Raw genomic sequence first — 23,490 nt, 5'->3', positions numbered from 1 at the left:
AGGCTCCTGCGGGTCATGGGCGCTGGCCACGGAGACAAACTTGACGACCCCGTCAGGTTAGCCATCTGGCGATGTGGCGCACAACACCCCGGGTCGGCTTTCTGGCGGGCCCGCCCCCTTTGGCGGCGCGGCTTCGTCGAACGGTTCAGCGACCGGCCGCTCCCGATCATCGGAGCCACCTTCCTGACCACCGGCGCTGGTCGGCTCCGGGCGATCACCCGTGGGTGGGTGACCCGCTGGATCCTGGCCCCGACCTTCCCGCTCGTCATCGCCCGGCGGCAGCGCCCAGCGGGGGCTCTGGAGTCATGGCAGGTCTGGCGAACGTGGGACGGAGCGGCGGAGGAGCTCATGCCCGAGCGGGCGGTCGAGGGGCAAGCGCGAGACGCCGATGTCAGCGGCGTCCGGGTCCTGCTGACGGGCGGTACCAGCGGGCTGGGGCTGGGCATGGTGCGGGCCCTGGTGACCGGCGGGGCCTCGGTGGTCCTGACCGGCCGGGACGCCGACCGTGCCCGCCGGGTCGCCGAGCAGGAGACGGCCGCCGGCCCGGGATCGGCCACCGGGATCGCGATGGACGTGCGGGACGAGGCCTCCGTCGCCGACGGCGTGGCGGCCGCGCGCGCGGCCCTCGGCGGCATCGACGTCCTGGTCAACAACGCCGGCATCGGCATGCGGACGGTCAATCCCCGGTTCCTCACCGAGCCACGACCGTTCCACGATGTCAGCCCGGCGGGGTTCGCCGACCTGATGGCCACCAACGTGACCGGCTACTTCCTCGTCGCCCGCGCGGTCGTGCCCGACATGGTCGCTGCCGGGCACGGCACCGTGGTGAACGTCAGCATCAACGAGGAGACGATGCGCCGCCGAGGGTTCGTCCCCTACGGCCCGTCCCGAGCCGCCACCGACGCGATGTCGCACGTGATGGCCGCCGACCTGGCCGGCACCGGCGTGGACGTCCACCTGCTGCTGCCCGGTGGGGCCACTGTCACCGGCATGATCCCTGACGACCTACCGGACGAGGCCCGAGCCGGGCTCCTGGAACCCGGTGATGGGCCCGGCCATCCGGTGGCTGTGCTCGCCCGCGTCCGCCGGCCGCACCGATCTCCGCGTGGTGTCGCGGGACTTCGTCCCAGCAGGGGACCCCTCTCCCGCGTGACCGACCCGCGGTTCGCCCCGGCCCCGGCCCGGGAGCCGCCGGCTGTGCGGGGCAGCCGGCCCCGCCCAATGGACGGAGCCGGCTGCATCCAGGGGTCGGTCAGCCGCGCAGCAGCTCGCCGAACCGGGCAGAGCTCTCGTCGATCGCCTTCTGCGCGGCGGGCGAGATCGCGCCCATGTCGAAGAAGCCGTGGATCATGCCGTCGTAGCGGTGGACGTCCGCGGCGACGCCCGCGGCACGCAGCGCCTCGCCGTAGGCCTCGCCCTCGTCCCGCAGCGGGTCGAACTCCGCCGTGACGACGACCGCCGGGGGCAGTCCAGTGAGGTCGGCGTGCAGCGGCGACAGGCGGGCGTTCTTGGCGTCGTCCCATGCCCCCGCGTAGTGGCCGTAGAACCAATCCATGGTGTCCTTCTCCAGGAAGTAGCCCTTGGCGTTCTCGACCCGGGACGGGTACTCCCCCTCCGCGTCCACCGCCGGGTAGATCAGGAACTGGGCGACCAGCGCTGTCCCGTCGGCGTGCAGCACCTGCGCCACGACAGCCGCGAGGTTGCCGCCGGCGCTGTCCCCGACGAGACCCAGCCGCTGGTCTCCGCCGAACTCGTCGAGATGCTGGGCGATCCAACGGGCGGAGGCCACCGCGTCGTCCGCTGCGGCGGGGAAGGGGTGCTCCGGCGCGAGCCGGTAGTCCACGGACACCACGACGGCGCTGCTGCCCTTGCAGACGTTGCGGGCCATGTTGTCGTGGGTGTCGAGGTCACCGATGACCCAGCCCCCACCGTGGAAGAAGATCACCGTGGGGAAAGGGCCCTCGCCTTCGGGGCGGTAGACGCGCGCCTTGAGGTCACCCTCGCTGCCGGGCACCGTGCGGTCCTCACTGCTCCCGACCTGGACGACGTGTTCGGGCGCCCGGGAGCCGTGGGTGAGCGCGAGGTACTGGTCGCGCCCGGCCTCTGCGGTCCCCTCGTACATGGGGGGCATGCCCGCCTGGTCAAGCATGCTGAGGACGGCGGCGATGTGCGGGTCAACCGGCACAGGATTCTCCTTCTGGGAACGACTCGGGACGTGCGGAAAGAACTCGTGGGTGGTGCAGCGCGACCGCCGGCCGGCCGGTCAGCCGTACACCAACGAGGTGTCGTCGAGCTCGAGCGCAGGCAGTGAGTCGCGCTCCTCGGCGTACTCGAGCAGGTGGAGCCAGGGCTCTCGGTCACCCTGCTTGAACATCAGGTGCATGGTGCGCATGACGTAGCCGGAGTTGAAGTTCTCCGGATCGCCCCATGGCCGCAGCTGCATGCCGGCGTCCTCCGGACGCAGCGTGGGGACGACTGTCGTCGCACCCCGCTTCTCCATGTGCGCGAGCAACCGGCAGACGAACTCGCTGACCAGGTCCGCACGAAGGGTCCAGCTGGCGCGGAAATACCCGAACACGTAGGCCATGTTCGGCACGCCGCTGATCATCATGCCGCGCCAGGTGACCCGCTGGGTAAAGTCGACCGGCTCCCCGTCGACGGTGAAGGCGACCCCCCCGAACAGGCTCAGGTCGAACCCGGTGGCGGTGACGACGATGTCGGCCTCCAGCTCCTCTCCCGAGGAGGTGCGGATCCCGGTCTCGGTGAACGTGTCGATCGTGTCGGTGACGACCGACGCCTGGCCCTCCCGGATGGCGGTGAAGAGGTCGCCGTCCGGGAGGAGGGCGAGCCGCTGCTGCCACGGCCGGTAGGTCGGGTTGAAGTGCTTGTCGATGTCGAAGCCCTCAGGCAGCAGGGGACGCATCGATTCGATGATGAAGGCCCGCAGCTCCTCCGGCGCTTCCTTGGACATCCGGGTGATCTCGTCGCCCTCGGCGATGTACGCGCGCCGCAGGATCTCGTGGGTCCACTCGTCAGGGACGTCCAGGGCGCGCAGCGTGTTCGCCAGCTCGTGGGTCCTGGGGCGGGCGAAGAAGAACGTCGGCGAGCGCTGCAGCATCGTCACGTGCGCCGCCTCCTGCGCCATGGCCGGCACGAGGGTGGCCGCAGTGGCTCCGGATCCGATGACGACGACGCGCTTGCCCGCATAGTCGAGGTCGACCGGCCACTGCTGCGGGTGCACGACCTGACCACGGAACCGGTCCAGCCCCTCCCACTGCGGCCGGTGGGGCCGGGAGTGGTCGTAGTAGCCCTGGCACATCCAGAGGAAGTCGGTGGTGAAGCGCAGCGACTCGCCGGTGTCCTCACGGGTCACGTGCACCGTCCAGCGCTTCTCCTCCGATGACCAGCTGGCCGCGCTCACCCGGTGCCGGTAGCGAATCCGGTCACCCAGGTCGTTGTCCTCGATGACCTCGTCCAGGTAGGCCAGGATCTCCTCCGAGGCGGCGATCGACGCGCCCCGCCAGGGCTTGAACCCGTACCCGAAGGTGAACAGGTCGCTGTCGGACCGGACGCCGGGGTAACGGTGGGTCCACCAGGTGCCGCCCCGGGCGTCCAGCGCGTCGAGGATGACGAAGCTCTTCCCCGGGAACTGCTCCTTCAGGTGGTAGGCAGCACCGATCCCGGAGATTCCCGCGCCGACCACGAGCACGTCGACGTGCTGGGTTTCCTCGGCGGTGCCAGGTGCTGCGTCTGCGGTCAAGGTCATGCTCGGTACCCATCTGCCGGGTGACGGCGGTCACCACGGAAGCTAGCCGCGAGAGTTCCACGTGAGCCATGACACAATAGGCCGTAAGTTGATTATTTCGGCCAACCCTCAGCCCTTCGACGCCCCCGTCCGCGGCACGGGCAGCGTGGCTCTGCTGTGCGCGCTCGCCATGGAGCACGGCCTGCCTCGCCGTGATGTCCTGGCCGGCGGCGGGATACCGGAAGCAGCCCTCGAGGACCCGGACGCCGAGATCACCGGCGCCCAAGAGCTGCGCGCCATCGCCGCGGTCGCCGAGTCGCTGCCCGAGGACGCAGGCCTGACCGCCGGCGGGCGGTACCGGCTCGCGAGCTACGGCATCTGGGGCTTCGCCCTGCTCTCGAGCCGCACCCTGCGTGAGGCACACGAGGTCGCCATGCGGTTCGTCGACCTCACCTACGCCCTGACGCGCATCAGCGCCCAGGAGGACGAGGGCGAGGTCCGGCTGTTCTTCGACGACTTGGACGTCCCGGAACACGTCCGGCGCTTCGTCCTGCTCCGCGACACCTCGGCGGCCCTCCAGCTGTGGCGCGAAACCCTCGGCCGCCCGGTCGTGCCGCTGCGCGTGACGCTGCGACTGCCGCAACCGGCCGACCCCACGGGGTACGAGACCGCGTTCGGCGTGCCATCCCTGTTCGGGACCGCACGGTCGATGCTGGCCTTCGACGCTGCCCTGCTCGACCAGCCATTGCCGCAGGCGGCCCCCCTGACCGCCGCACTCTGCCAGGCCCAGTGCCGGGACCTCCTCCAGCGCCGCCACTCACGGCAGGGGACGAGCGGACGCGTGCGGGACCTCCTTGTGCACACGGGAGGCCGGATCCTCGGACAGGAGGAGGTCGCCGCCGAGCTGCACGTCAGCGTGCGGACCTTGCGCCGAATGCTCGAGGACGACGGAACCACCTTCCGCGCCATCGTGGAGCAGACACGTGAACACCTGGCGGAGGAGCTGCTCGTGACCGCCGGTCTGAGCGTCGAGCAGGTCGCTCGACGGCTCGGATACACGGATGCCTCAACTTTCGTCCATGCCTTCCGACGGTGGAAAGGGATCAGCCCCGGCCGCTGGAAGGAGCGGAAACGCGGGCTCCCGGTGCGGCCGTCCACGAACGGTCGGAAGTCCCGGCCGGCGGCCGGCGTAAGTGACGGCCGCGCCGGCCGAGCCGCAGATGGGATCCCTGTCCCATCGACGAGTTCGAAAGCCCCGGGCCCGAGAGAGCCCGGCGCCGCCGACTCCTGAGCATTCGCGCCTCCCGTTCGAGGCCGCGCTCAGTCGGAGGTGTTGGGCCGTTCAGTTCGATCCCGCTCCGGCCGATCGGCCGCCGATGGGCAGCCGGCCCGTATCCACGATTCCATCGCGGCGACCCCTCGTGCCGCCTCGAGCGCGATCATGATCTGCTGGCGACCCGGTCGCCGCCAGGTCGGGGGCCCGGCCGCCAGCCAGTCGGTCAGCACCGCGGGACGTCCTGTCCACGCCGTGCCCATGGCCAGGCTGCCGGTCATCAGGCACCAGAGCAGCAAACGGGCCGCGCGCAGCAGCCACAAGCCGAGGCTGTAGAGGTACAGCCTGGTTCGGAGGAGGTACTCCACCGCCCCCCCTCTCTCCAGGGGTCTGCCCGCTCACAGCGTCACGACCGCCGCGGGTCACCCCCGGCTGTTGCGAACTGCAACCATGGTCCCGCGGTGCAGTGCGAAAGGGAAGGGTTCCGTCTGCGGGCAGCATCTGGGGGCAGCTAGCTGTAGCGCCCCGGAGACACAGGCTGGCCTGGCTGGTCCGGTGGTCCCGCGACTACCGACGGCAGAGGCCGCTATGGCTCGGCCTTCGGAAGTCGCGCACCGGCCGATCCGCGGGCGTCGGAAGCGCTCCTGCGTCCGGCATCGTCCGCGCCATGCCCGAGATCGCAGTCCGGATCGACCGCCGTCTCGAAGGCCTCTGCGACGTTCTCCCCGGTGGTGTGCTCCTGCGCGTGTTCGCGCAGCGGGGTCTCCCGCAAGAACAGCAGCACGAGGAACCCGAGCAGAGCGAACGGCACGGCGGCGAGGAAAGTGGTCTGCAGCGCGTCGGCGAAGCCGGTGATGACCGCGGTGTGCACCGGTTCGGGCAGTGCGCCGATCTGTTCGGGGCTGCCCAGCGTCGGAGTCCCGCCGGCGATCCGGTCGGCCGGGACGCCGGCCTCGGCGAGGCGGGACGGGATGGTGTCGGCGAGGCGATGGGTGAGCAGGGCGCCGAACACCGCCACCCCCAAAGCGCCGCCCAGTGACCGGAAGAACGTGGCCCCGGAGGTGGCCACGCCCAGGTCCTTCTGCTCCACGGCGTTCTGGGTGGCCAGCACCAGCACCTGCATCACCAGGCCGATGCCGACGCCCGTGACCAGCATGTACAGCCCGGCCACCACCAGGGAGGTGTCGACGGCGAGCCGGCTCATCAGCCCCAGCCCGACCGCTGCGATCAGGAGGCCGACCACCGGGAAGATCTTGTACCGACCGGTGGCCGTGATCGCCCGCCCGGAGCCGATGGAGGCAGCGAGCAGGCCCACCATGAGCGGCAGCGTCAGCAGCCCCGAAGCAGTCGGCGACTCCCCCTTGACGATCTGCAGGTACTGCGGCAGGAAGATGATCGCGCCGAACATCGCGACACCGACGACGAAGCCGGCCAGGCTGGTGACGACGAAGGTGTGGTTCGCGAACAGGTGCGGCGGCATGATCGGCTCGCCTGCGCGACGCTCCTGCCACACGGCGAGCACCAGCAGGACGGCGGCCGCGGCGGCGAGCGCATAGGTCCAGGCCGAGTTCCAGGCGAACTCCTTGCCGCCCAGCGACAGCATCAGCAGCAGCGCGCTGACCGAGGCGACGATGAAGAAGGCACCGAGCCAGTCGATGGAGTGCCGGCTGCGCGGGAACGGCAGCTTCAACACGCGCTCGGTGACGATCAGGGCCGCCACGCCGATCGGGATGCCCACCCAGAAGGTCCACCGCCAGGACAGGTGCTCGACGAGGAACCCGCCGAGCAGCGGTCCCGCGACCGTCGCGATCCCGAACACGGAACCGATGTAGCCCTGGTAGCGACCACGCTCCCGCGGGCTGACGACGTCGCCGATGATCGCCTGCGACAACGCCATCAGTCCGCCGACACCCAGCCCCTGAACCGCGCGGAACGCGATCAACTGCGCCATGTCCTGCGCGAAGCCGCTGGCCAAGGATGCGAGCAGGAAGATCCCGATGGCGGACTGGAACATGATCTTCCGCCCGTAGAGATCGGACAGCTTGCCCCAGATCGGTGTGGATGCGGTGGAGGTCAGCAGCGTCGCCGAGACGACCCAGGCCAGCTGCTCCTGCCCACCGAGCTCGCCCACGATGGTCGGCAACGCCGTGGCCACGATGGTCTGCGAGAGCGCCGCGACCAGCATGCCCAGCATGAGCCCGAGCAGCACGGTCAGGATCTGCCGGTGTTCCAACGGTGGCAGGCCCTGGTGGCCGCTCGAGGAGTCCGGCGTCTGGCTGTGAGGAGCAGGGGAACTCACGCGCGCAGGACCTCTTTCGAACCGGCTTCGTCGGGGGTTGCGGCGGATCTGTCCGGGCTCGCGCCGGAGGGCGACGGCGCTCCGCCGGCCATTGCCTCGGTGACTCTGCCGTCGAGACCTGCGTTCAACCGTTCCAGCAGCGCTGCAAAGGTGTCCTGCTCGTCGATCGGCCACGAGCCGATCAGCTCGCGCACGGCATTCCGGCGGACCTGACGTGTCCCAGCGACCGCACGCCGCCCCGCCGATGTCAGCCGCAGCCGGCAGGCCCGCCCGTCCTCGGGGTCCGCCTCGCGCGTGACAAGCCCGGCCTGCTGCAGGCTGGCCACGTGCCGGCTCACCGTCGAGGCGTCGAGGTACAACCGGGCCGCCAACGCCCCGTTGCGCATCGGTCCCTCGTCGTTGAGGAAGCCCAGGATCGTGTATGCGCTCCGCTCCAGTGGCTCCACGGGCCCATCGGTGTGGAGCTGGACGCGCTGAGCCCGGCGGACCAGATGGGTCAGCTCACGTTCGATGCGCACCATGGACCCCTCAGCCGATCCGGCCCCACCCAGTTGCATGGGCCAACCATAAGGCGTTGCCGACGAAGGTTCCAGCTCTACCGCCGCCGGTGGAACTCCCCACCTACGCAGTCCGCCATCCGGTCAGCCCTCGGCGCTGGATCCCGCCTCGTCGCCTCCCGTCGACCCCGGCGATGACTGGCCCAGCCACGACTCCAGGGCGGCGATGCCACGCGCCGCTTCCCGGTGCACGAGCTCATCGTCGAATCGCGGTGCAGGTGAGCCATCGACCGGCCCGGACCGCCCCGGTGCACCGTGGAGCAGGTGCCGACCCGCGGCGTAGAGGCCGTAGCAGGACACCGCCACGCCGCCCATACAGAACGCCGCAACCAGGGTCCACGTGAAGGCGGGTAAGGCTTCCTCCAGCAGGCGCGACAGCGCTTCCCCCGTCGCCTCCCAGGCCACTACCGAGGCACCCATCAGTCGCCGCCAATCAACGTGCGGCACCACAGCCACCGGGCCATGGCGCCCGCGTGCGAGGACTTCAGCCTATTCCCGTACCGGCTCGGAACGGATGGTTGCACACGTCATCTTTCGACCAATCCCCAGCGAGACCTGCACCCGGGCAGAGGTCCGCGGCGGGTTCCACGATCAGGTTGCGAGTCCCCATCGTTCCGTGACACGTCCCACCTCAGGCCGTGAGCGAGGCGCTGTGGCGTGTAGCGGTGCGCGCCGGGCTTGACCCGAGGGACCTCGCCGGGGCCGACGGGCACGACCGGTCACGGACACCGCCCCCCTCGAATGGGTGGTCGCGCTCAAGACGAGTTGAGCCGTACCGATACGGAACCATGCGATTCGTGCGGTTCTCCGAGCAGAGCATGCGCCGCGCCTCGCCCCTGTGGTGCTACCTGACGGCGCTCGTGCTGCTGCCGCTCCTCGGCGTCATGGTCTTGGCCACCGCCGCGGCACAGACCCGGGCGAGCGAGGCGGACAGTGCCGCACGCGCGGAGAACGGCATGCGGACCCTCGCGGCCCTCGACGGCGCGCGCCGGAGCGTGGAGCAGGAGCTGATCCCGTTCCTGTGGCTGCACGTCGTCGCCAACCCGGAGGCCATCGCCATGCTCGACCTGCCGCCGGGACTGCTGGAGGTACAGGCCGAGACGATGGCGCGCGACTCCGCGCGGGTCCGAGCGGTGACCGATCGGGCGCTGGCCGGCGTGCCGGCCGGCTCGGTGGGCTCCGCTGCCGCCGAGCGCGCCGCGACGGACCTGGCCCTGCTGCGCTCCGGTGGCAACACGCTGAACCTCGACATCGAGGACGTCTACTTCCGTTTCCTGGCCGTCTCGAACGATCTGATGACCGCCCAGCAGGCCGCCGCAGCCGCCGCCACCGCGGAAGGGATCCCGGGGGTCACCCTGCGGGCACTCCAGGACGTGCAGTCCATCGCGCGGCTCAGCCAGGTCGCCAGCCGGCAGCTCCCGCTCTTCTTCGGGTCCATGTTCGCCGGCGGGGACAGCATGATCGGCTCGCGCACCGCGTGGCAGACCGCCCTGCTCGACTACAGCGACGCCGAACGCCAGATGAAGTCCCTGTCCCAGCCCTCGCTGCGAGAGGCATGGCGGGCCGTGCAGACGTCCGACGCCGTGGGCGCCGTGGACGGCGTGCTGACCAGCGGTGCGGACGGCGACACCCCCACCGTGTCCGTCGCCGAGATCGCCACGCTGCTCGTCCAGACCCAGGAGCGCAACGATCTGCTGGGCGAGCTCGTCGAGACCGCGATCGGCAACGCCCACACGCTGGTGTCCGCCGACCGGGAGGAGGCCACCGGTCAGCTGCGGGGGATCCTTCTCCTCGCCGCCGGCCTGCTGGCCGTCTCGCTGCTCGCCGCACTGGTGCTCGGCCGCAGCGTGGCCGGCGCGCTGCGACTGCTGGCCGGGCAGGCCAGCCAGATCAGCGAGGGCTCGCTGGTGGAGGTGGAGGTCGCCGGACCGCGCGAGGTGCGCACCGTCTCGGCGGCGCTGGGAGCCGCCGTCGCCGGGCTGCGCCGGATCCAGGACCAGGCCCAGGCCGTCGCCCGCGGCGACCTCGACGACGCCCTGCTCGACCAGCCGCTGCCCGGACCGCTCGGTGAGGTCGTCCACGCGTCGGTCAAGGAGATCGTGCACGCGGTACGCCAGCGCGAGGAGCTGCAGTCCGCCCTCGCCCACCAGGCCACCCACGACGCGCTCACCGAGCTGCCCAACCGCGCCCAGGCCGTCACGCTGGTCACCGGCGCGCTGCACCGCGGCCGGCGGTCCGGTCAGATGACCGGCCTGCTCTTCGTGGATCTCGACGGCTTCAAAGCGGTCAACGACGGGCACGGGCACGCCGCCGGCGACGAGGTGCTGCGCGAGGTCGCCCGCCGGCTCACGGCCGGGGTCCGGCCCGGCGACGTGGTCTGCCGCCTGGGCGGCGACGAGTTCGTCGTCCTCGTGGAGCCCGTGCACACCGAGCACGACCTGCTGGAACTCAGCCACCGGCTGATCTCCTCGATCAGCGAGCCGATGGTGGTCCAGCGTGCCCAGGTCCGGATCGGCGCCAGCATCGGCGTAGCGGTCAGCCGGGACGGCAGCACCGACGCCGACGTGCTCTTCGCCGAGGCCGACGCCGCCGCCTACCGCGCCAAGGCTGCGGGGCGTGGCCGCGCGGAGATCTTCGACGAAACCCTGCGGCGGCAGCTCAACCAGCGGGCGGCACTGGAGGTGGCGATCGCCACCGGCCTGGCCAACGGTGAGATGCAGGTGGCGTACCAGCCCGTCATGGAGGTCGCCACCGACCGGCTGATGGGCTACGAGGCGCTCATCCGCTGGACGCGACCCGGTGTCGGACCGGTCGCTCCAGACCAGTGGATCCCCGTGGCCGAGGGGTCCCGACTGATCGGTGAGGTCGACCGCTGGATGCTGCACGAGGCCACCCGCCAGCTGGCGCAGTGGCGGGCCGAGTCCCCCGCCGCGCCGGGGGCGCCCGACCCGACGATCGCGGTGAACATCTCTGGACGGCACCTGGCCGACCCGCGGGTGATCAGCGACGTCGCCGACGCGCTGGAGGCGTCCGGGCTGCCCGCTCACCTGCTGGTCCTGGAGGTCACCGAGACCGTGCTGGTCGACGACCCGCTGGCCAATGACCACCTCACCGAGCTGCGCGCCATGGGCGTCAGCATCGCCATCGACTACTTCGGCACCGGATACACCTCCATCGGCCAGCTGCGCAACATGCCGGTCGACACGCTCAAGATCGACCGCAGCTTCGTGGCCTCCACGGAGCCCGCCCACCGCGAGCTCGTCGCCCTAATGATCAGAGCGGCGCACACCTTCGGGTTGACCGTCGTCGCCGAGGGCGTGGAGGAGCCGGACCAGCTGGCGCAGCTCAAGGCGCAGGAATGCGACCAGGCCCAGGGCTACCTGCTCTACCGGCCCATGCCCGCCACCGAGGCCGGGGCGCTGCTCCGCAGCCCCCAGCCCGCCGGCTCGCTCTGAGATGGAGCGACACGGTCCTGCGAGAGGGTGTGGGGGACACGACGACCTCCTGATCGAGGGCCGTCCATAGACAACTCCACAGCCCACCCAGACGTCTGAGCCATGCCGAGACTGGCACTACTGAGCAGACTCCCGGTCATTGACCGGCTCGCTGGCGCACGCCACGGTGACGGCCGAGACATCGACGACACCGCGATCGCCCCTACCCGCCGCAAGCGCAACGCCTCCTTGCGCGGCAGCAGGCCGCCCCCCGAGGAGGCGGCCAGCTCCGCAGAGCCATGGAGCAACCCAGAGGCGGATCGCGAGGTCGACGGCGTCGAACCCGTCGACCTTGTTCGGTCCGGAAGGTGCTGATCGCCTCGCCCCGCGATAGGACATGACGTCTCCCACCCTGGGTTACCCCCGAGCCGAAGAGGAGCCGGGACGCCGCATGCGCCGGCATTGCAAGCGCGGTGTTGAAGGCACGCGGAAGGCACGGCATCCGCGTGCCTCACGTCCCGCCTGCGGGAACAGGGCTAGAGTCTCAAGCCTTCCAAGCTGGCCATGCCGGTTCGATCCCGGTCACCCGCTCCACCGCGGTGTCCCGGGCCGCCGTTCACGGTGTCCCGCGGCACCGTTTGAGTACGAGCGGACCGCGGTGCCGCCATGACCTCGACCTTGTGGTGGCTGCGAGCTTCCATCAGCCGCGGGTCAAGCCCGCTCCGGTCCGGCGCACCTGGAACGCAAGGGCTGGGGCCGCGCTTCGATCACCTTCTCGGCTATGGACTCAGGGGTCCCGGCCATCGCCGGGTCGCTCGCAAGGACAGTGGGACGGCGCCGGGACCTACGACCTCAGAAGGGGGTCGGTCGCCTCTAACGGCCGGTACTCGTCACGGGCACGGTTGAGGATTGTCGGGGCGAACTGCCAGCCCTTACCGCCACGCAGCCGCGGACGTGATCGCGCCGGATGGAACCCGGATCGCGTCCCGTGGGGTGGTGTAGCTCGTCGCGTGTTGCTCTGCGGTGAGGGTGGCTATACCGTCAGCGCGGTCGGGTTGTCGATCACCTCGCCGGGGTCGGTGTTGCGGGTGGGCAGTGCGGTGGGCGCTGGCGGGGTCAGTAGCGCCATTGAGGCCTCGGAGAGGTAGCGGCGGTCTGAGACCTGCCACTCGTCGTGGGCCTCGATGAGCACGCAGGCGGCCAGCCGCAGCAGGGAGGGGTCGTCGGGGAAGATGCCGACGACGTCGGTGCGGCGCTTGACCTCATTGTTCAGCCGTTCCAGCGTGTTGGTCGACCAGATCTTGCGCCAGTGGGCTTGCGGGAAGTCGGCGAAGGCGGTGATGTCCTCCCGGGCGTCGCGCACGGTGTCGGTGGTAGGCTGGGCGAAGACGGTGCGGATCGCCGCGGCGACCATCTCCGCCTGCCCCTTCGTCGTGCGCGCGAGGACGTTGCGCATGAAGTGCACCCGGCACCGCTGCCAGACCGCGCCGGCCAGCACGGTGCCGATGGCGTTGGTCAGGCCGCGGTGGGAGTCGGAGATGACCAGCTGCACCCCGCCCAGGCCGCGGTCGCGCAGCGAGCGTAGGAAGTCGGTCCAGAACACCTCGTTCTCGCTGTCACCGACGTCGACCCCCAGCACCTCCCGCCGGCCGTCAGCGGCCACCCCGGTGGCGATCACCACCGCCCGGGAGACGACCCGGCGGTTGACCCGGGCCTTGCAGTAGGTCGTGTCCAGGAACACGTACGGGAAGGGCTGCTCGCCCAGGTCCCGGGACCGCCAGGCGGCGACGTCGGCGTCCAGGCCAGCGCAGATCCGACTGACTTCGCTTCTGCTGATGCCCGACTCGACGCCGAGGGCGGCGACCAGGTCATCGACCTTGCGGGTCGACACGCCCTCGACGCAGGCCTGCATGACCACCGCGTGCAGCGCGACGTCGATCCGCCGTCGAGGTGCCAGCAGGGAGGGGAAGAACGACCCGGTGCGTGTCTTGGGAATCTTCACCGTCGAGTCGCCGGCGGTCGTGGCGACGAGCTTGTCTCGGGTGCCGTTGCGCTGGTGGTGCGGGTGCCGGTGCGCTCGTGCGGGCCGGCGCCGATCTGTGCGGTTGCCTCGGCGTCGATCAGGGCCTGCAGCATGGTGTGCAGCAGCCGGCGCATCAGCTCACCGGAGTCGGCGGTGCGGAGTGCCTCGCTCAGCTCGAGCAGGGCAGACTGGTTCAGGGCCATCGTGTGTTCCGTTCTGCGAGTTCCTTGGCGGGTTCTCACAGAGCTTCACGCGGTGGCCCCTTCGCGTCGGTGACCGACACGGCCATCAAGATCAAGGGCCCGATCTACACCACTTCAGGGGACTCTCCCCCGGTGCCCGGCAGTCGCCAGCCCTTCGCATCATCCGTAGCCGACGCGGGTAGGTCGCGGCGGCCCAGCGGTGGCCCAGCCCGCGGCCCAGCCGCAGACTGTCCCAGACGTGCGTCCGGCCGCGAGCAGAAGGTGGTGGCTGTGTTTCTCAGTGCTGCAGTGATGCTGGCGCTCGGGGTGGGTGGTGCCGCCACCGCCTATCTGGTGCACCGGTCGACGTCCGTGGCTGCGTCGTCATTGCCCACGCTGCCGTTCCTATCGGGGTGGAGACCGCCCGAGCACGCACTCTCGCGGTTCCATGCGCGGTACTACCCGTTGACCCTGATGTTCCTAGCCTTCGACGTGGAGATGCTCTACATGTATCCGTGGGCCACCGTGGTGGGCCGGGTCGGCGTCTCCGCGGTGGTCGAGATGTTCGCCTTCTTGATTGTCCTCATGGTCGGAGTCGTGTGGGCCTGGCGTGAGGGTGCGTTGCAGTGGACCTGAGCCGGCGCCTGGCCGAGGCTGCGGTCCGGCGCACCTGCGTGCTGGTCGTGGAGGTCCCCGGCTGGGCTGCTACCCGCTACGCCGCGGAGCTCGCCATTCGGCGGCGCGGCTGGCGGCTGGCGTCCTCCCCCGCCGACGCCGATGTCCTGCTCACCTGTGGCACTCCGGGACCGCGTCTGGCCGAGGCTGTGGGCCTGCTCTGGGAGCAGGTGCCCGGACCCCGCGCGAGGGCGACGGTGACGGCGCGCTCCGCGGTCGATGCCGCAATGGAGCAGGCTGCCGCCGCGCTGCTCGACACCGGCCACCAGCGGGCGGACGCGGCACAGCGCTCGCCCGACCCGGCCATGGGCACACGCGCCGAGCACGACGAGGACGACGAAGATTCGGGGGGCTCGGAGAACCAGCACGCCGACGAGGAGCACGCCTCCGACGGGTCGGACGGCGACATGAACGACAGCGACATGAACGACGGTGGCGGCGACATGGACATGGACATGGAGCCGGGTGGGATTCCGCTCGCAGGTGGGGCGCAGGACCGGGACGGCCTCGAGATGGACGTCCTCCACGTACCGCTGGGACCAGTTCTCCCGCACTGGCCAGCCGGCCTACTCCTGCACTGCACCCTGTCGGGGGACGTCGTGACGGAGGCCCGACCGGAGGTGCTCGGCGCTGCCGTCGATGCGGTCCCCGATCCGCCGATGCCCGGTGCGTCCGCGGTGGACCGGTTGGACCGAGCAGCCCGGCTGTTGTACCTCGCCGGCTGGGAGGCCCGGGCGACCGATGCGCTCCGGCTGCGGGACGATCTCCTGGCGGGCAACGACGATGCGAGTGTGGCGGCCGGGGTGGACCGCCTGGTCGCCCGGATCCGTCGATCATGGGTCCTGCGCTGGTCGTTGCGGGGGACCGGTCCGATCAGCAGCGGCACCTGCGAGGAGCTCGGGCTCGACGATCGAGCCACCGGCGACGTGCACGACCGGCTGGTGATCTGCCTGACCGAAGCCCGGTCCGCCCTCGAGGGCGACCGCCTTCCCGCCCCGGTCTCCCCGGAGATCCTGGCCGAGCTCCTGCCGGGGCTGGAAATCGGCGCCGTCCGGCTGCTGGTCGCCAGCCTGGACCTGGACACCGGTGCCCACCTGTCGACCGGGACGGCGGCGCGATGAACGCCGTCGAGATCGTCCAGGTGTCCGCGGCCTGGGCGCCGCTGGGGGCCCTGCTCCTGCTGGCCCTGGCCACGGTGGCCACCGGGCTCGACGGTGCCATCGCTGCCCGCGCTGCGGGTCACCCCTGGCAGCAGGGCCTGCGTCTGCCCTGGGCGGAGACCGCTCGGCTGCTGCGCCAGCGCCGGAGAACGACCGTCGCGGCCGACCGGCTGCTGTGGCGGACCGCCGGTGCGGGCCTGCTGGTCACCGCCCTGCTCAAGATCGTCGTCGTGCCGCTCGGTGCCTGGACGTTGTCGGACATGTCCGTCGGGCTCGTCTGGTTCAACGCCATGGACATCCTGGTCTGGGCGCTGGTCTGGCTCGCCGGCTGGGGGCCCAACAGCGCGCACTCGCTGATCGGCGGCTACCGCTTCCTCGGCCAGGCGCTGTCCTACGAGTTGCCGCTGATGTTCGCCCTGACGGCGCCGGCGACCGCGGCGGGAAGCCTGCGGGTCGGCGACATCGTCACCGCCCAGCAGGGCCTGTGGTTCATCGTCTGGATGCCGGTCGCATTCCTCGTCTTCTGCGCTGCCCTGATGGGATTCTCGGTGTGGGGCCCGTTCAGCACCCCGTTCGGCGCCGACATCGCCGGCGGAGTCCTCGCCGAGACGTCCGGGATCGACCGGTGGCTGCTGCTGGCCGGGCGCTGGGCGCTGCTGACCGCCGGTTCAGCCTTCGGCGTCACGCTCTTCCTCGGCGGGGGCGCCGGCCCCGTCTTACCGGCCTGGCTGTGGGTGCTGGTCAAGACCGGGATTCTCCTGGCCGCCCTGGTCCTGCTCCGCCGACGGCTGCCCGCACTGCGCCCCGACCGCATCGCCGCGGCTGCCTGGCTGGTCGTGCTGCCGCTGGTCCTGCTCCAGGTTCTCATCGTCTCCGTCGTCGTCGTGGGAAGAGGCTGAGATGCTCACCGACATCGTCTTCTGGGTACTGGCCGTGATCGCCGTCGCCGCCGGGGTCGCGGTCTTCGTGGTCGACTCCATGGCCCGCGCCACCTACGCCCTGGCCGCCTCGTTCGTCGCGGTCGGCCTGAGCCTGCTGCTGATGAATCTCGAGTTCATCGGGGTCATCACCGTGCTGATGATGGTCATGGAGATGGCGATCATGGCCATCTACATGATCATGTTCATGGGCATGAACCCGGCACTCATGCCGATGAACATGGTGCACAGCGCAAAGGGCGCCCTGTCCGTCGCCGTCGGCACGTTCGCCGTCCTGGCCACCGGTGCGCTGTTCATCCCGTGGCCCAGCCGCCGGGGCGTCACCGGTACCGACCTCACCGTCGCCCTCGGCGAAGCGCTCATGGGCCCGAAGATGCTGGTGATGATCACGGTCAGCCCGGTTCTCTTCGCCACCATCGTCGCCGCGATCGTGCTCGCTGCCCCCAGCGGCCGCTACGACCGGCTCGGCGACGACCTGCGTCGGCGCTCTGCCACGGCCCGCCGGCCCGAGGGGGTGCAGCGATGACCTTGCAGACCGTGCTCCTGGTCGCCGCTGCGCTGTTCAGCGTGGGTCTGTACGGCGCGATCTCCCAGCAGGTCGTCGTCATGGTCATGATGGGCCTGGAACTCATGCTCAACGGCGTCATCCTGGCCGCCGCGGGCTTCTGGTGGTTCCTCTCCCCCGCCCCCGACGGGCAGGTCCTCCTGCTCGTGGTGATCACCGCGATGACCGTGGAGATGGCCATGGGTTTCGGGGTCGCCACCCTGCTGCACCGCAGCCGTGACGCCGACATGACCGACATGGCCACGGATCTGTCGCAGTGAGCGGTGCAACGGGGACGAGCACCGCCGGCGTGGTCCTGCTGTGGACCTTCATCGTCCTCCCGGCGGTCGCCGGTGCCGCGTTGTGCCTGGTCGGGCGGCGCGCGGACCGTCCGGCGCCGGCCGTGTCCGTCACTGCGGCCGCGCTGGCCCTCGGCGCCGCGATCGCCGTGGCGGTGCTGCGCCCGCAGACCGCCGTGCCGTTCCTGCCCGGCGCCGACTTCGGCCTGGCCGTCGACGCGCTCTCGGCGGTCGTCGTCGTGACGGTCGCGGCGGTGACCCTGCTGGTGCTGCTGTTCGCCACCGCGGACATCGATGACCGGCCGGCCCGCTTCCACGGCCTGATGCTGCTGTTCGCCGCCGCGGTCGGGATCACCGCAACCGCCACGACACTGCCGGCTCTGCTGTTCTCCTGGGAGATCATGGGGGCGACGTCGTTCGCGCTGATCGGCTACTGGTGGCGCGAGCCCGACCGGGTCTCGGCCGGGACGACGGCGTTCCTCACCACCCGCACCGCCGACCTCGGGCTCTACCTTGCCGCCGGCGCCGCCCTCGCCGGTGGCAGCAGTCTGGTGCTGGCTGACCTGCCCGGCGCGGCCGACCCCTGGCGGGACGTCGTGACTGCCGGGATCCTGGTCGCGGCGCTGGGCAAGGCCGCACAGCTGCCCTTCTCCTTCTGGTTGTCCCGGGCGATGGAGGGCCCCAGCCCGGTCAGCGCCCTGCTGCACTCCGCCGCCATGGTGGCGATGGGCGGCTACCTGCTCCTGCGCATCGAGCCCCTGCTGGCGGCCACCGGGTGGGCGGCGACCACGACGGCCTGGATTGGTGCGCTCACCGCGCTCGCCCTCGGTGCGGTCGCCGTTGCACAAAGCGATCTCAAGCAGCTGCTGGCCGCCTCCACCTCCGCGCAGCTGGGCTTCGTCGTGCTCGCCGCCGGTGTCGCGAACGTGTCCGGCGGCGTCGCGCAGCTGGTGGCGCACGCCGCGACCAAGGCACTGCTGTTCCTTGTCGCCGGGGCCTGGCTGACCGCCCTGGGCACCAAGCAGCTGTCCGCCCTGCGCGGCGCCGCGCGGCGCTGGCCGGTCGTCGGCGTGGCCGCCGCGATCGGTGCGTTGTCGCTGGCCGGGGTGGTGCCGCTGTCGCTGTGGGCCACCAAGGACGACGTCCTCGCCGCCGCGCGGGAGCAGTCCCTGGCGCTCTACCTCGTCGGCCTGGCCGCCGCCGCGCTGTCGGCCGCCTACGCCGGCAAGGTGCTGTGGATCGTCTGGCGGGACCGGCCCGCCGATGCCGAGGCCGGGTACGACACCGAGCAGGAAGGCACCAGGCACGTCGGCGTCGCGGAGAAAATCTCCCTGGTGGTCCTGGCCGGTGGCGCTGCCGTCCTGGGGCTGCTCGTCTGGCCGCCCGTCGGCGAGGCTCTCCGCCGTGCCCTCGGTGAGACCGCGGCCCCCAGGCCCGGCGTCCTGGAGCTTGCGATCTCGGCCGTGCTGGCCGTCGTGGTGGTGCTGGCCGTGGCCCGCTGGCCGCTGCCCGAGCCGCGCTGGGCCGCGCGGTGGCTGGGGCTCGGGCCGGCGACGCAGGCGCTGGTCGTCCGGCCGGTGCTGCAAGTGGCCGAGGCGCTGGCCCGCTTCGACGACCGGGTGCTCGACCGGGCGGTGGACGCCACCGGCCCTGGCACCGTCCGCGCCGCAACGGTCGCCGCCGAGGTCGACGATCGCGGCGTCGACCGCGCGGTCCAGGGGGTGGCCACCGGGACCCGCCGGCTCGGCGGCCTGGTCCGGCGAACCCAGACCGGCCAGCTGCACGAGTACTACATCCAGGCCGCCGTGGTTCTGGGCGCAGGTCTGGTCCTGTTGCTGGTGGTGCTCATATGACGGCGACCCGCTCCCACAACGGGACACCCGGAGGACGACTGTCGGACATCTGCAGGAAGGGAGCGCTTTCGTGCTCAGCCTGATCGTATTCCTGCCCCTCGCCGCGGCCCTGATCCTGGCGGTGCTGCCCGCCATGCCCGACCGTGCCGCCCGCTGGTCCTGGCTGGTGGTCACCGTCGCCGAGCTCCTCCTCATCGGGGTGCTCGTCGCCGGATACGACACGCCCCCGGACGGCGGCCTGGCCTTCGAGGAACGGCTGCGCTGGATCCCGTCGGTCAACAGCAGCTACCACGTCGGCGTCGACGGGTTGTCCCTGCCGCTGGTCGCCCTGACCGCGGTGGTCTTCACCGCCTGCGCGGTGTATGCGATCCGCGAGGACCGCCGGCCGCGTCAGCAGGCGGCGCTGTTCCTCTTCCTGCAGTCGGTGTCCCTGGGCCTGTTCGTCGCCCAGGACCTCATTCTGTTCTTCCTGTTCTTCGACCTGTCGATCGTCGGCATGTACTTCGCCATCGCCGGGTGGGGACACGGCAACGCGGCCCGCTCGGCGCTGAAGTTCTTCCTTTACACCTTCCTGGGCAGCCTGGCCCTGCTGCTAGGGTTCATCGGCCTCTACCTGGCCGCCGATCCGCACACCTTCGACATCCCCGAGCTGGTGGCCGCCGCGCCGCTGGCCGGGCGCCCCGTCGTCGGCGGGCTGGTGCTTGCCGCGATCCTGCTCGGTCTGGCCGTCAAGACCCCGACCGTGCCCTTCCACACCTGGCTGCCGCCGGCGCACACCGACGCCAGCGCCGTCGGCTCGGCCGTGCTGGCCGCGATCCTGCTGAAGATGGGCACCTACGGCTTCGTCCGGATCGCCATGCCGGTGCTGCCCGAGGCGTGGCAGGCGTGGTCCTGGGTCATCCTGATCGTCGGGATCGTCTCGGTGCTGTACGGCGCACTCGTGGCCCTGGCGCAGAGCAACGTCAAGCGGATGATCGCCTACACCTCGGTCAACCACATGGGCTACGTCGTCGTGGCCGTCGGCGCCGCCGGGATCCTCGCCGACGACACGGCCGCGGCCCGCGAGCTGGCGGTCGTCGGCGCGGTCACCCAGATGGTCAGCCACGGCCTGATCACCGCGGCGCTGTTCCTGCTGGCCGGGGTCCTGTACGACCGCCGCGAGACCTATGAGATGGGTGAGTTCGGCGGCCTGGCCGACCCGGCCCCGCGGTTCGCGACGCTGTTCGCCATCGGGGGGTTCGCCTCGCTGGGCCTGCCGGCATTCAGCGGGTTCATCGCCGAGTTCCAGGTCTTCGCCGGCAGCATCGGCGCCACCTGGGTCGCCGCCCTCGCGCTGCCCGGCATCCTGATCACCGCCGCACTGTTCCTCCGCTCGGCTCAGAAGCTGCTCACCGGCACCGTGGGGGGCCGGGCCGTCGGGTTTCCCGATCTGCACCTGCGCGAGACCCTGCCGATCGCGGGGCTGCTGGTGCTCGCCTTGTTCATCGGTGTCGTCCCGTGGCCGCTGCTGGACCTGATCGCCCCCGGCTCGGCCGCCGTGGTCGAACTGGTCAGCCGGTAGGCGCATCGTGTCAGACGAGAAACCCCTCGCCCTGCTCCCGGAGATCTTCCTGATCCTCGGCGCGGTGCTCACGCTCCTGGCCGGCTCCTTCCTGCCCCGGCACCGGCAGTGGATCGCCCGGCTGGTCGCCGTGGCGGCACTGCTCGGCGCGGGCATCGCCGCCGCCGCAGCACTCGGCGATCCGATCCAGTCCGTCTACGGGACGACCTTCATCATCGACACCGGCACGGTGTTCCTCCGGCTGGTCGTCGTCGCCGCCACCCTGCTCGTCATCGGGCTGGGCGTCGACGAGCTCGCCGGCACCCGCCGGGAGAGTGAGACCTACGCCCTGCTGCTGCTCAGCGCACTGGGCGCGGTGGTGATGGGCAGCACCACCGATCTGCTCGTACTCGTCGCCAGCTTCCTGCTGGGCAGCATCCCCCTCTACGGCCTGATCGGGATGCTGCGCTCGCCCGGCGCGGCCGAGGCGGCGATGAAGACCTACCTGCTGGGCGCACTGTTCGGCATCGTCCTCATGCTCGGCGTCAGCGTGCTCTACGGCGTGGGCGGCGCGACCGCCTACCCCGAGCTCGCCCTGGGCCTCGCCCGTGCGCCGGCCGCCGCCGTCGCGTTCGGCCTCCTCGCCGTCCTGGGCGGGTTGATGTTCAAGGCCGGCGGCGTACCAGGGCACTTCTGGGTGCCCGACGCAGCCCAGGCCGCGGGCACGCCCGCCGCGGCGTTCCTCACCACGATCCCCAAGCTGGGCGCGCTTCTCGCGGCGTACCGGCTGATGACCGTGATGCCGGACTCGGTGGACTGGCCGCTGCTCGTCGCCGTCCTCGCCGCGGTCACCATGACCGTGGGCAACCTCGCGGCCTTAGCCCAGACCGACGTCCGGCGCCTGCTCGGCTGGTCGACGGTCAGCCAGGTCGGCTACCTGCTCCTTCCCGTCGCCGTCGTCGGTGGGACGGCGGCCGCCCTGCCCGCGCTGCTGGTCTACCTGGGCGGCTACGCCGTCACGAACCTCACCGCCTTCGCCGTCATCGCCGCCGCGCCGGGACGACGCACCGTCGAGGACTACACGGGCCTGGCGACCACTCATCCCTGGCTGGGGTCCGCCCTCGTGGTGAGCCTGCTCAGCCTGGTCGGCACCCCGCCGACCGCGGTGTTCCTCAGCAAGCTCGGCGTGTTCACCGTCGCCTGGGACGGCGGCTTCGCCTGGCTCGTCGTCATCGCCGCGGTCAACACCGTGGCCAGTCTCTTCTACTACCTGCGCTGGCTGGGCCCGGCCTTCCGCCGGGACGACTCGATGGAACCGGCCGCGGGGCTCGCGCCGTTCGCGACAGCAGCCGCCGTCGCGGGCGGGGTGGGGGTGCTCGTCCTCGGAGTCATCGTGGTGAGCCTCGCGCCCGTGGTGGAGACGTCGCTGGGCGCTCGCTGACGTCGGCGAAGGACCACGACGGCCCACCACCGGCAAGCCGGCCTCAGCTGGACGAACGTCGTGCCGGGTGTGTCGCTGATCAGCGCGACGTCCCTGCTGACGGACGACGACACGACGAACACGCACCGTCAGCCTGCTCGTCGGGAGCAGGCGGAGCCTGTCACTGGCCCGTCCCCGGGAAGTCGCTGATCATCGCGGACGCCGGGGGCCGGCGCCCCGTGGTATCCGTGGTCGGCCCCGGTCCGGGGTGCGGCCCCGGCGCAACCGCGTCGGATCCACGCGGCGAGCGCACACGTTCTTCACACACCGCGGGCACTCTCGAGTCAGGTCACCGCACAGGTGATCCGCCCATCGAGAAGGAGACAGGCATGAACAAGCGATCGATCGTCACCTTGGCAGCCGGCGTGGTCGTCGGAGGCGCCATCATCGGGATCCCAGCCGCGGCGTTGGCCAGTTCGGACTCGGACACCTCGGGGTCCGGGTCGGACATGGGCACGATGATGAACGACCCGGCGTTCATCGAGGGGATGAAGACGCTGATGTCGGACATGATGTCGGACTCCCAGATGCAGGAGCAGATGCGTTCACTGATGGAGGGCATGGGGGGCATGTCCGGCGGGGACATGGGCGGCATGTCCGGCGGGGACATGGGGAACGGGGGCGGCGCCGGTGGGCAGAACGACCCCGGCACGCCGTGACGGTGCCCGCCGTCGGCGGCTGACGCCCCTGAGCTGACGCCCCGCAGGAGCCCGGTGCCGCCGGCTGTGCTGCCTGCGGGCAGCGCGACGACGACGACGACGACGAGAAGGGCAACATCCGGTGCGGCCCGTCCTGTTCGAGATGCTCGGCTTCCCGATCAACAGCTACGACGCGAGCAAGGTGGCCGCTGCCCTGCTCGCCTGCTACCTCTCGGCCCGGGAGCTCCGTCGGCTGGGCTGGGATCCCGACCGAGCGTGGTCGCTTGTCGTCTGGGCCACGGTCCTGGGCTTCGTGGCTGGCGAGCTGTATTACCTGGCCGAGCACGCCGGAAGCCTTTCCCCGCTCTCCTTCGGATCGTCCGGCTTCACCTGGTACGGCGGTCTCATCGCCGGTGCGCTGACGGTCGTGGTCCTGGCCCGGCGGTGCGGAATGCCGCTGGTGCCGCTGGCCGGAATCGTCGCTGCGCCGCCGTCCTTCGCCTACGGGGTCGGCCGCACCGGCTGCCTCCTGTCCGGGGACGGCACCTACGGGACATCGGCGGAGTTACCGTGGGCCATGGCCTTCCCGAACGGGACGATGCCCACCACCGTCCCTGTCCACCCGACGGCGCTCTACGAGGCGGTCGTCGCCATCGCCCTCGGGGGGCTGCTGTGGGAACTGCGCAGCCGATGGACGCCGATGACACTGGGCCTGACGCAGCCCCGGTCGTGGTCCCTGGCGCTGGTGGCCGGGGGAGTTGGCCTCCTGGTCGCCGACCGGGCCGACCGGTTCCGCCGCTCCCCGACCCTGACCAGGGCCGGCTGAGATGGTGCGAACCACAGAAGGCGC

The 23,490-nt window shown here is 71.1% G+C and carries 18 protein-coding genes and 2 pseudogenes; 13 read left to right on the top strand and 7 right to left on the bottom strand.

The annotated features are described in order from the left end of the window. Positions 1-15: 15 nt before the first annotated feature. Positions 16-936: pseudogene (locus UXQ13_RS23625) on the top strand (SDR family NAD(P)-dependent oxidoreductase); the annotation flags it as partial. A gap of 316 nt (positions 937-1,252) precedes the next feature. Here the strand turns inward: UXQ13_RS23625 and UXQ13_RS09470 are convergent. Both UXQ13_RS09470 and UXQ13_RS09465 read right to left on the bottom strand, forming a co-directional pair. Beyond that, a complete protein-coding gene (locus UXQ13_RS09470) occupies positions 1,253-2,185 on the bottom strand; it encodes an alpha/beta hydrolase (protein ID WP_097196972.1) in 933 nt (310 codons plus the stop codon). Positions 2,186-2,263: 78 nt separating this feature from the next. Then, a complete protein-coding gene (locus UXQ13_RS09465) occupies positions 2,264-3,766 on the bottom strand; it encodes a flavin-containing monooxygenase (protein WP_097196971.1) in 1,503 nt (500 codons plus the stop codon). Between the two features lie 61 nt (positions 3,767-3,827). Here UXQ13_RS09465 and UXQ13_RS09460 point away from each other — a divergent pair, with 61 nt between their 5' ends. Continuing rightward, positions 3,828-5,036: an AraC family transcriptional regulator gene (locus UXQ13_RS09460; RefSeq protein WP_097196970.1), complete on the top strand. Its 1,209-nt coding sequence runs from the start codon at positions 3,828-3,830 to the stop codon at positions 5,034-5,036. A 29-nt stretch (positions 5,037-5,065) separates the two neighbouring features. On the opposite strand, the gene UXQ13_RS09455 is transcribed toward UXQ13_RS09460, so the two are convergent. The 4 genes from UXQ13_RS09455 to UXQ13_RS09440 form a co-directional block, all read right to left on the bottom strand. After that, a complete protein-coding gene (locus UXQ13_RS09455) occupies positions 5,066-5,386 on the bottom strand; it encodes a hypothetical protein (protein ID WP_097196969.1) in 321 nt (106 codons plus the stop codon). 218 nt (positions 5,387-5,604) lie between these two features. After that, entirely contained in the window at positions 5,605-7,317 is a 1,713-nt protein-coding gene (locus UXQ13_RS09450) for an MDR family MFS transporter (protein WP_097196968.1), read from the bottom strand. Further along, on the bottom strand, positions 7,314-7,874 hold the full coding sequence (locus tag UXQ13_RS09445; RefSeq protein ID WP_097196967.1) for a MarR family winged helix-turn-helix transcriptional regulator: 561 nt from the start codon (positions 7,872-7,874) through the stop codon (positions 7,314-7,316). Before UXQ13_RS09445 ends, UXQ13_RS09450 begins: the two co-directional genes overlap by 4 nt. A gap of 84 nt (positions 7,875-7,958) precedes the next feature. Beyond that, positions 7,959-8,330, bottom strand: a complete 372-nt coding sequence (locus UXQ13_RS09440; protein ID WP_135095154.1) for a hypothetical protein — start codon at positions 8,328-8,330, stop codon at positions 7,959-7,961. 341 nt (positions 8,331-8,671) lie between these two features. On the opposite strand from UXQ13_RS09440, the gene UXQ13_RS09435 reads away from it, so the two are divergent. Next, positions 8,672-11,329 (top strand): putative bifunctional diguanylate cyclase/phosphodiesterase, encoded by a 2,658-nt coding sequence (locus UXQ13_RS09435; RefSeq protein ID WP_141437190.1) that lies wholly within the window; start codon positions 8,672-8,674, stop codon positions 11,327-11,329. Positions 11,330-12,341: 1,012 nt separating this feature from the next. Here the strand turns inward: UXQ13_RS09435 and UXQ13_RS09430 are convergent. Further along, a pseudogene (locus UXQ13_RS09430) lies at positions 12,342-13,453 on the bottom strand (IS256 family transposase). Between the two features lie 351 nt (positions 13,454-13,804). Between UXQ13_RS09430 and UXQ13_RS09425 the strand changes: the two are divergent. The 10 genes from UXQ13_RS09425 to UXQ13_RS09380 all read left to right on the top strand — a co-directional run bounded on the left by UXQ13_RS09425 (position 13,805) and on the right by UXQ13_RS09380 (position 23,466). Beyond that, positions 13,805-14,149, top strand: a complete 345-nt coding sequence (locus UXQ13_RS09425) for an NADH-quinone oxidoreductase subunit A (protein ID WP_225232382.1) — start codon at positions 13,805-13,807, stop codon at positions 14,147-14,149. After that, a complete protein-coding gene (locus tag UXQ13_RS09420) occupies positions 14,140-15,309 on the top strand; it encodes a hypothetical protein (protein WP_225232383.1) in 1,170 nt (389 codons plus the stop codon). The genes UXQ13_RS09425 and UXQ13_RS09420 overlap by 10 nt, the downstream gene beginning before the upstream one ends. After that, positions 15,306-16,247, top strand: coding sequence for a complex I subunit 1 family protein (locus UXQ13_RS09415; RefSeq protein WP_225232384.1), 942 nt, complete (start codon positions 15,306-15,308; stop codon positions 16,245-16,247). The genes UXQ13_RS09420 and UXQ13_RS09415 overlap by 4 nt, the downstream gene beginning before the upstream one ends. A 1-nt stretch (position 16,248) precedes the next feature. Further along, on the top strand, positions 16,249-16,812 hold the full coding sequence (locus UXQ13_RS09410) for an NADH-quinone oxidoreductase subunit J (protein ID WP_225232385.1): 564 nt from the start codon (positions 16,249-16,251) through the stop codon (positions 16,810-16,812). After that, on the top strand, positions 16,809-17,111 hold the full coding sequence (locus tag UXQ13_RS09405; RefSeq protein WP_225232386.1) for an NADH-quinone oxidoreductase subunit NuoK: 303 nt from the start codon (positions 16,809-16,811) through the stop codon (positions 17,109-17,111). The genes UXQ13_RS09410 and UXQ13_RS09405 overlap by 4 nt, the downstream gene beginning before the upstream one ends. Then, on the top strand, positions 17,108-18,982 hold the full coding sequence (locus tag UXQ13_RS09400; RefSeq protein WP_225232387.1) for a proton-conducting transporter transmembrane domain-containing protein: 1,875 nt from the start codon (positions 17,108-17,110) through the stop codon (positions 18,980-18,982). Before UXQ13_RS09405 ends, UXQ13_RS09400 begins: the two co-directional genes overlap by 4 nt. 70 nt (positions 18,983-19,052) lie before the next feature. Then, the gene (locus tag UXQ13_RS09395) at positions 19,053-20,543 is read left to right on the top strand and encodes a complex I subunit 4 family protein (protein WP_225232388.1); all 1,491 of its coding nucleotides are present in this window, start codon (positions 19,053-19,055) and stop codon (positions 20,541-20,543) included. A gap of 7 nt (positions 20,544-20,550) precedes the next feature. Beyond that, a complete protein-coding gene (locus tag UXQ13_RS09390) occupies positions 20,551-21,963 on the top strand; it encodes an NADH-quinone oxidoreductase subunit N (protein ID WP_225232389.1) in 1,413 nt (470 codons plus the stop codon). Between the two features lie 368 nt (positions 21,964-22,331). Continuing rightward, the gene (locus UXQ13_RS09385; RefSeq protein ID WP_336392227.1) at positions 22,332-22,661 is read left to right on the top strand and encodes a hypothetical protein; all 330 of its coding nucleotides are present in this window, start codon (positions 22,332-22,334) and stop codon (positions 22,659-22,661) included. Between the two features lie 121 nt (positions 22,662-22,782). Then, positions 22,783-23,466, top strand: a complete 684-nt coding sequence (locus UXQ13_RS09380) for a prolipoprotein diacylglyceryl transferase (protein WP_225232390.1) — start codon at positions 22,783-22,785, stop codon at positions 23,464-23,466. The last annotated feature ends 24 nt before the right edge of the window (positions 23,467-23,490 follow it).

This window comes from Klenkia terrae (assembly GCF_037083865.1).
In the GTDB taxonomy this organism is placed as follows: domain Bacteria; phylum Actinomycetota; class Actinomycetes; order Mycobacteriales; family Geodermatophilaceae; genus Klenkia; species Klenkia terrae.
This window is presented reverse-complemented; position numbering and strand designations above follow the sequence as displayed.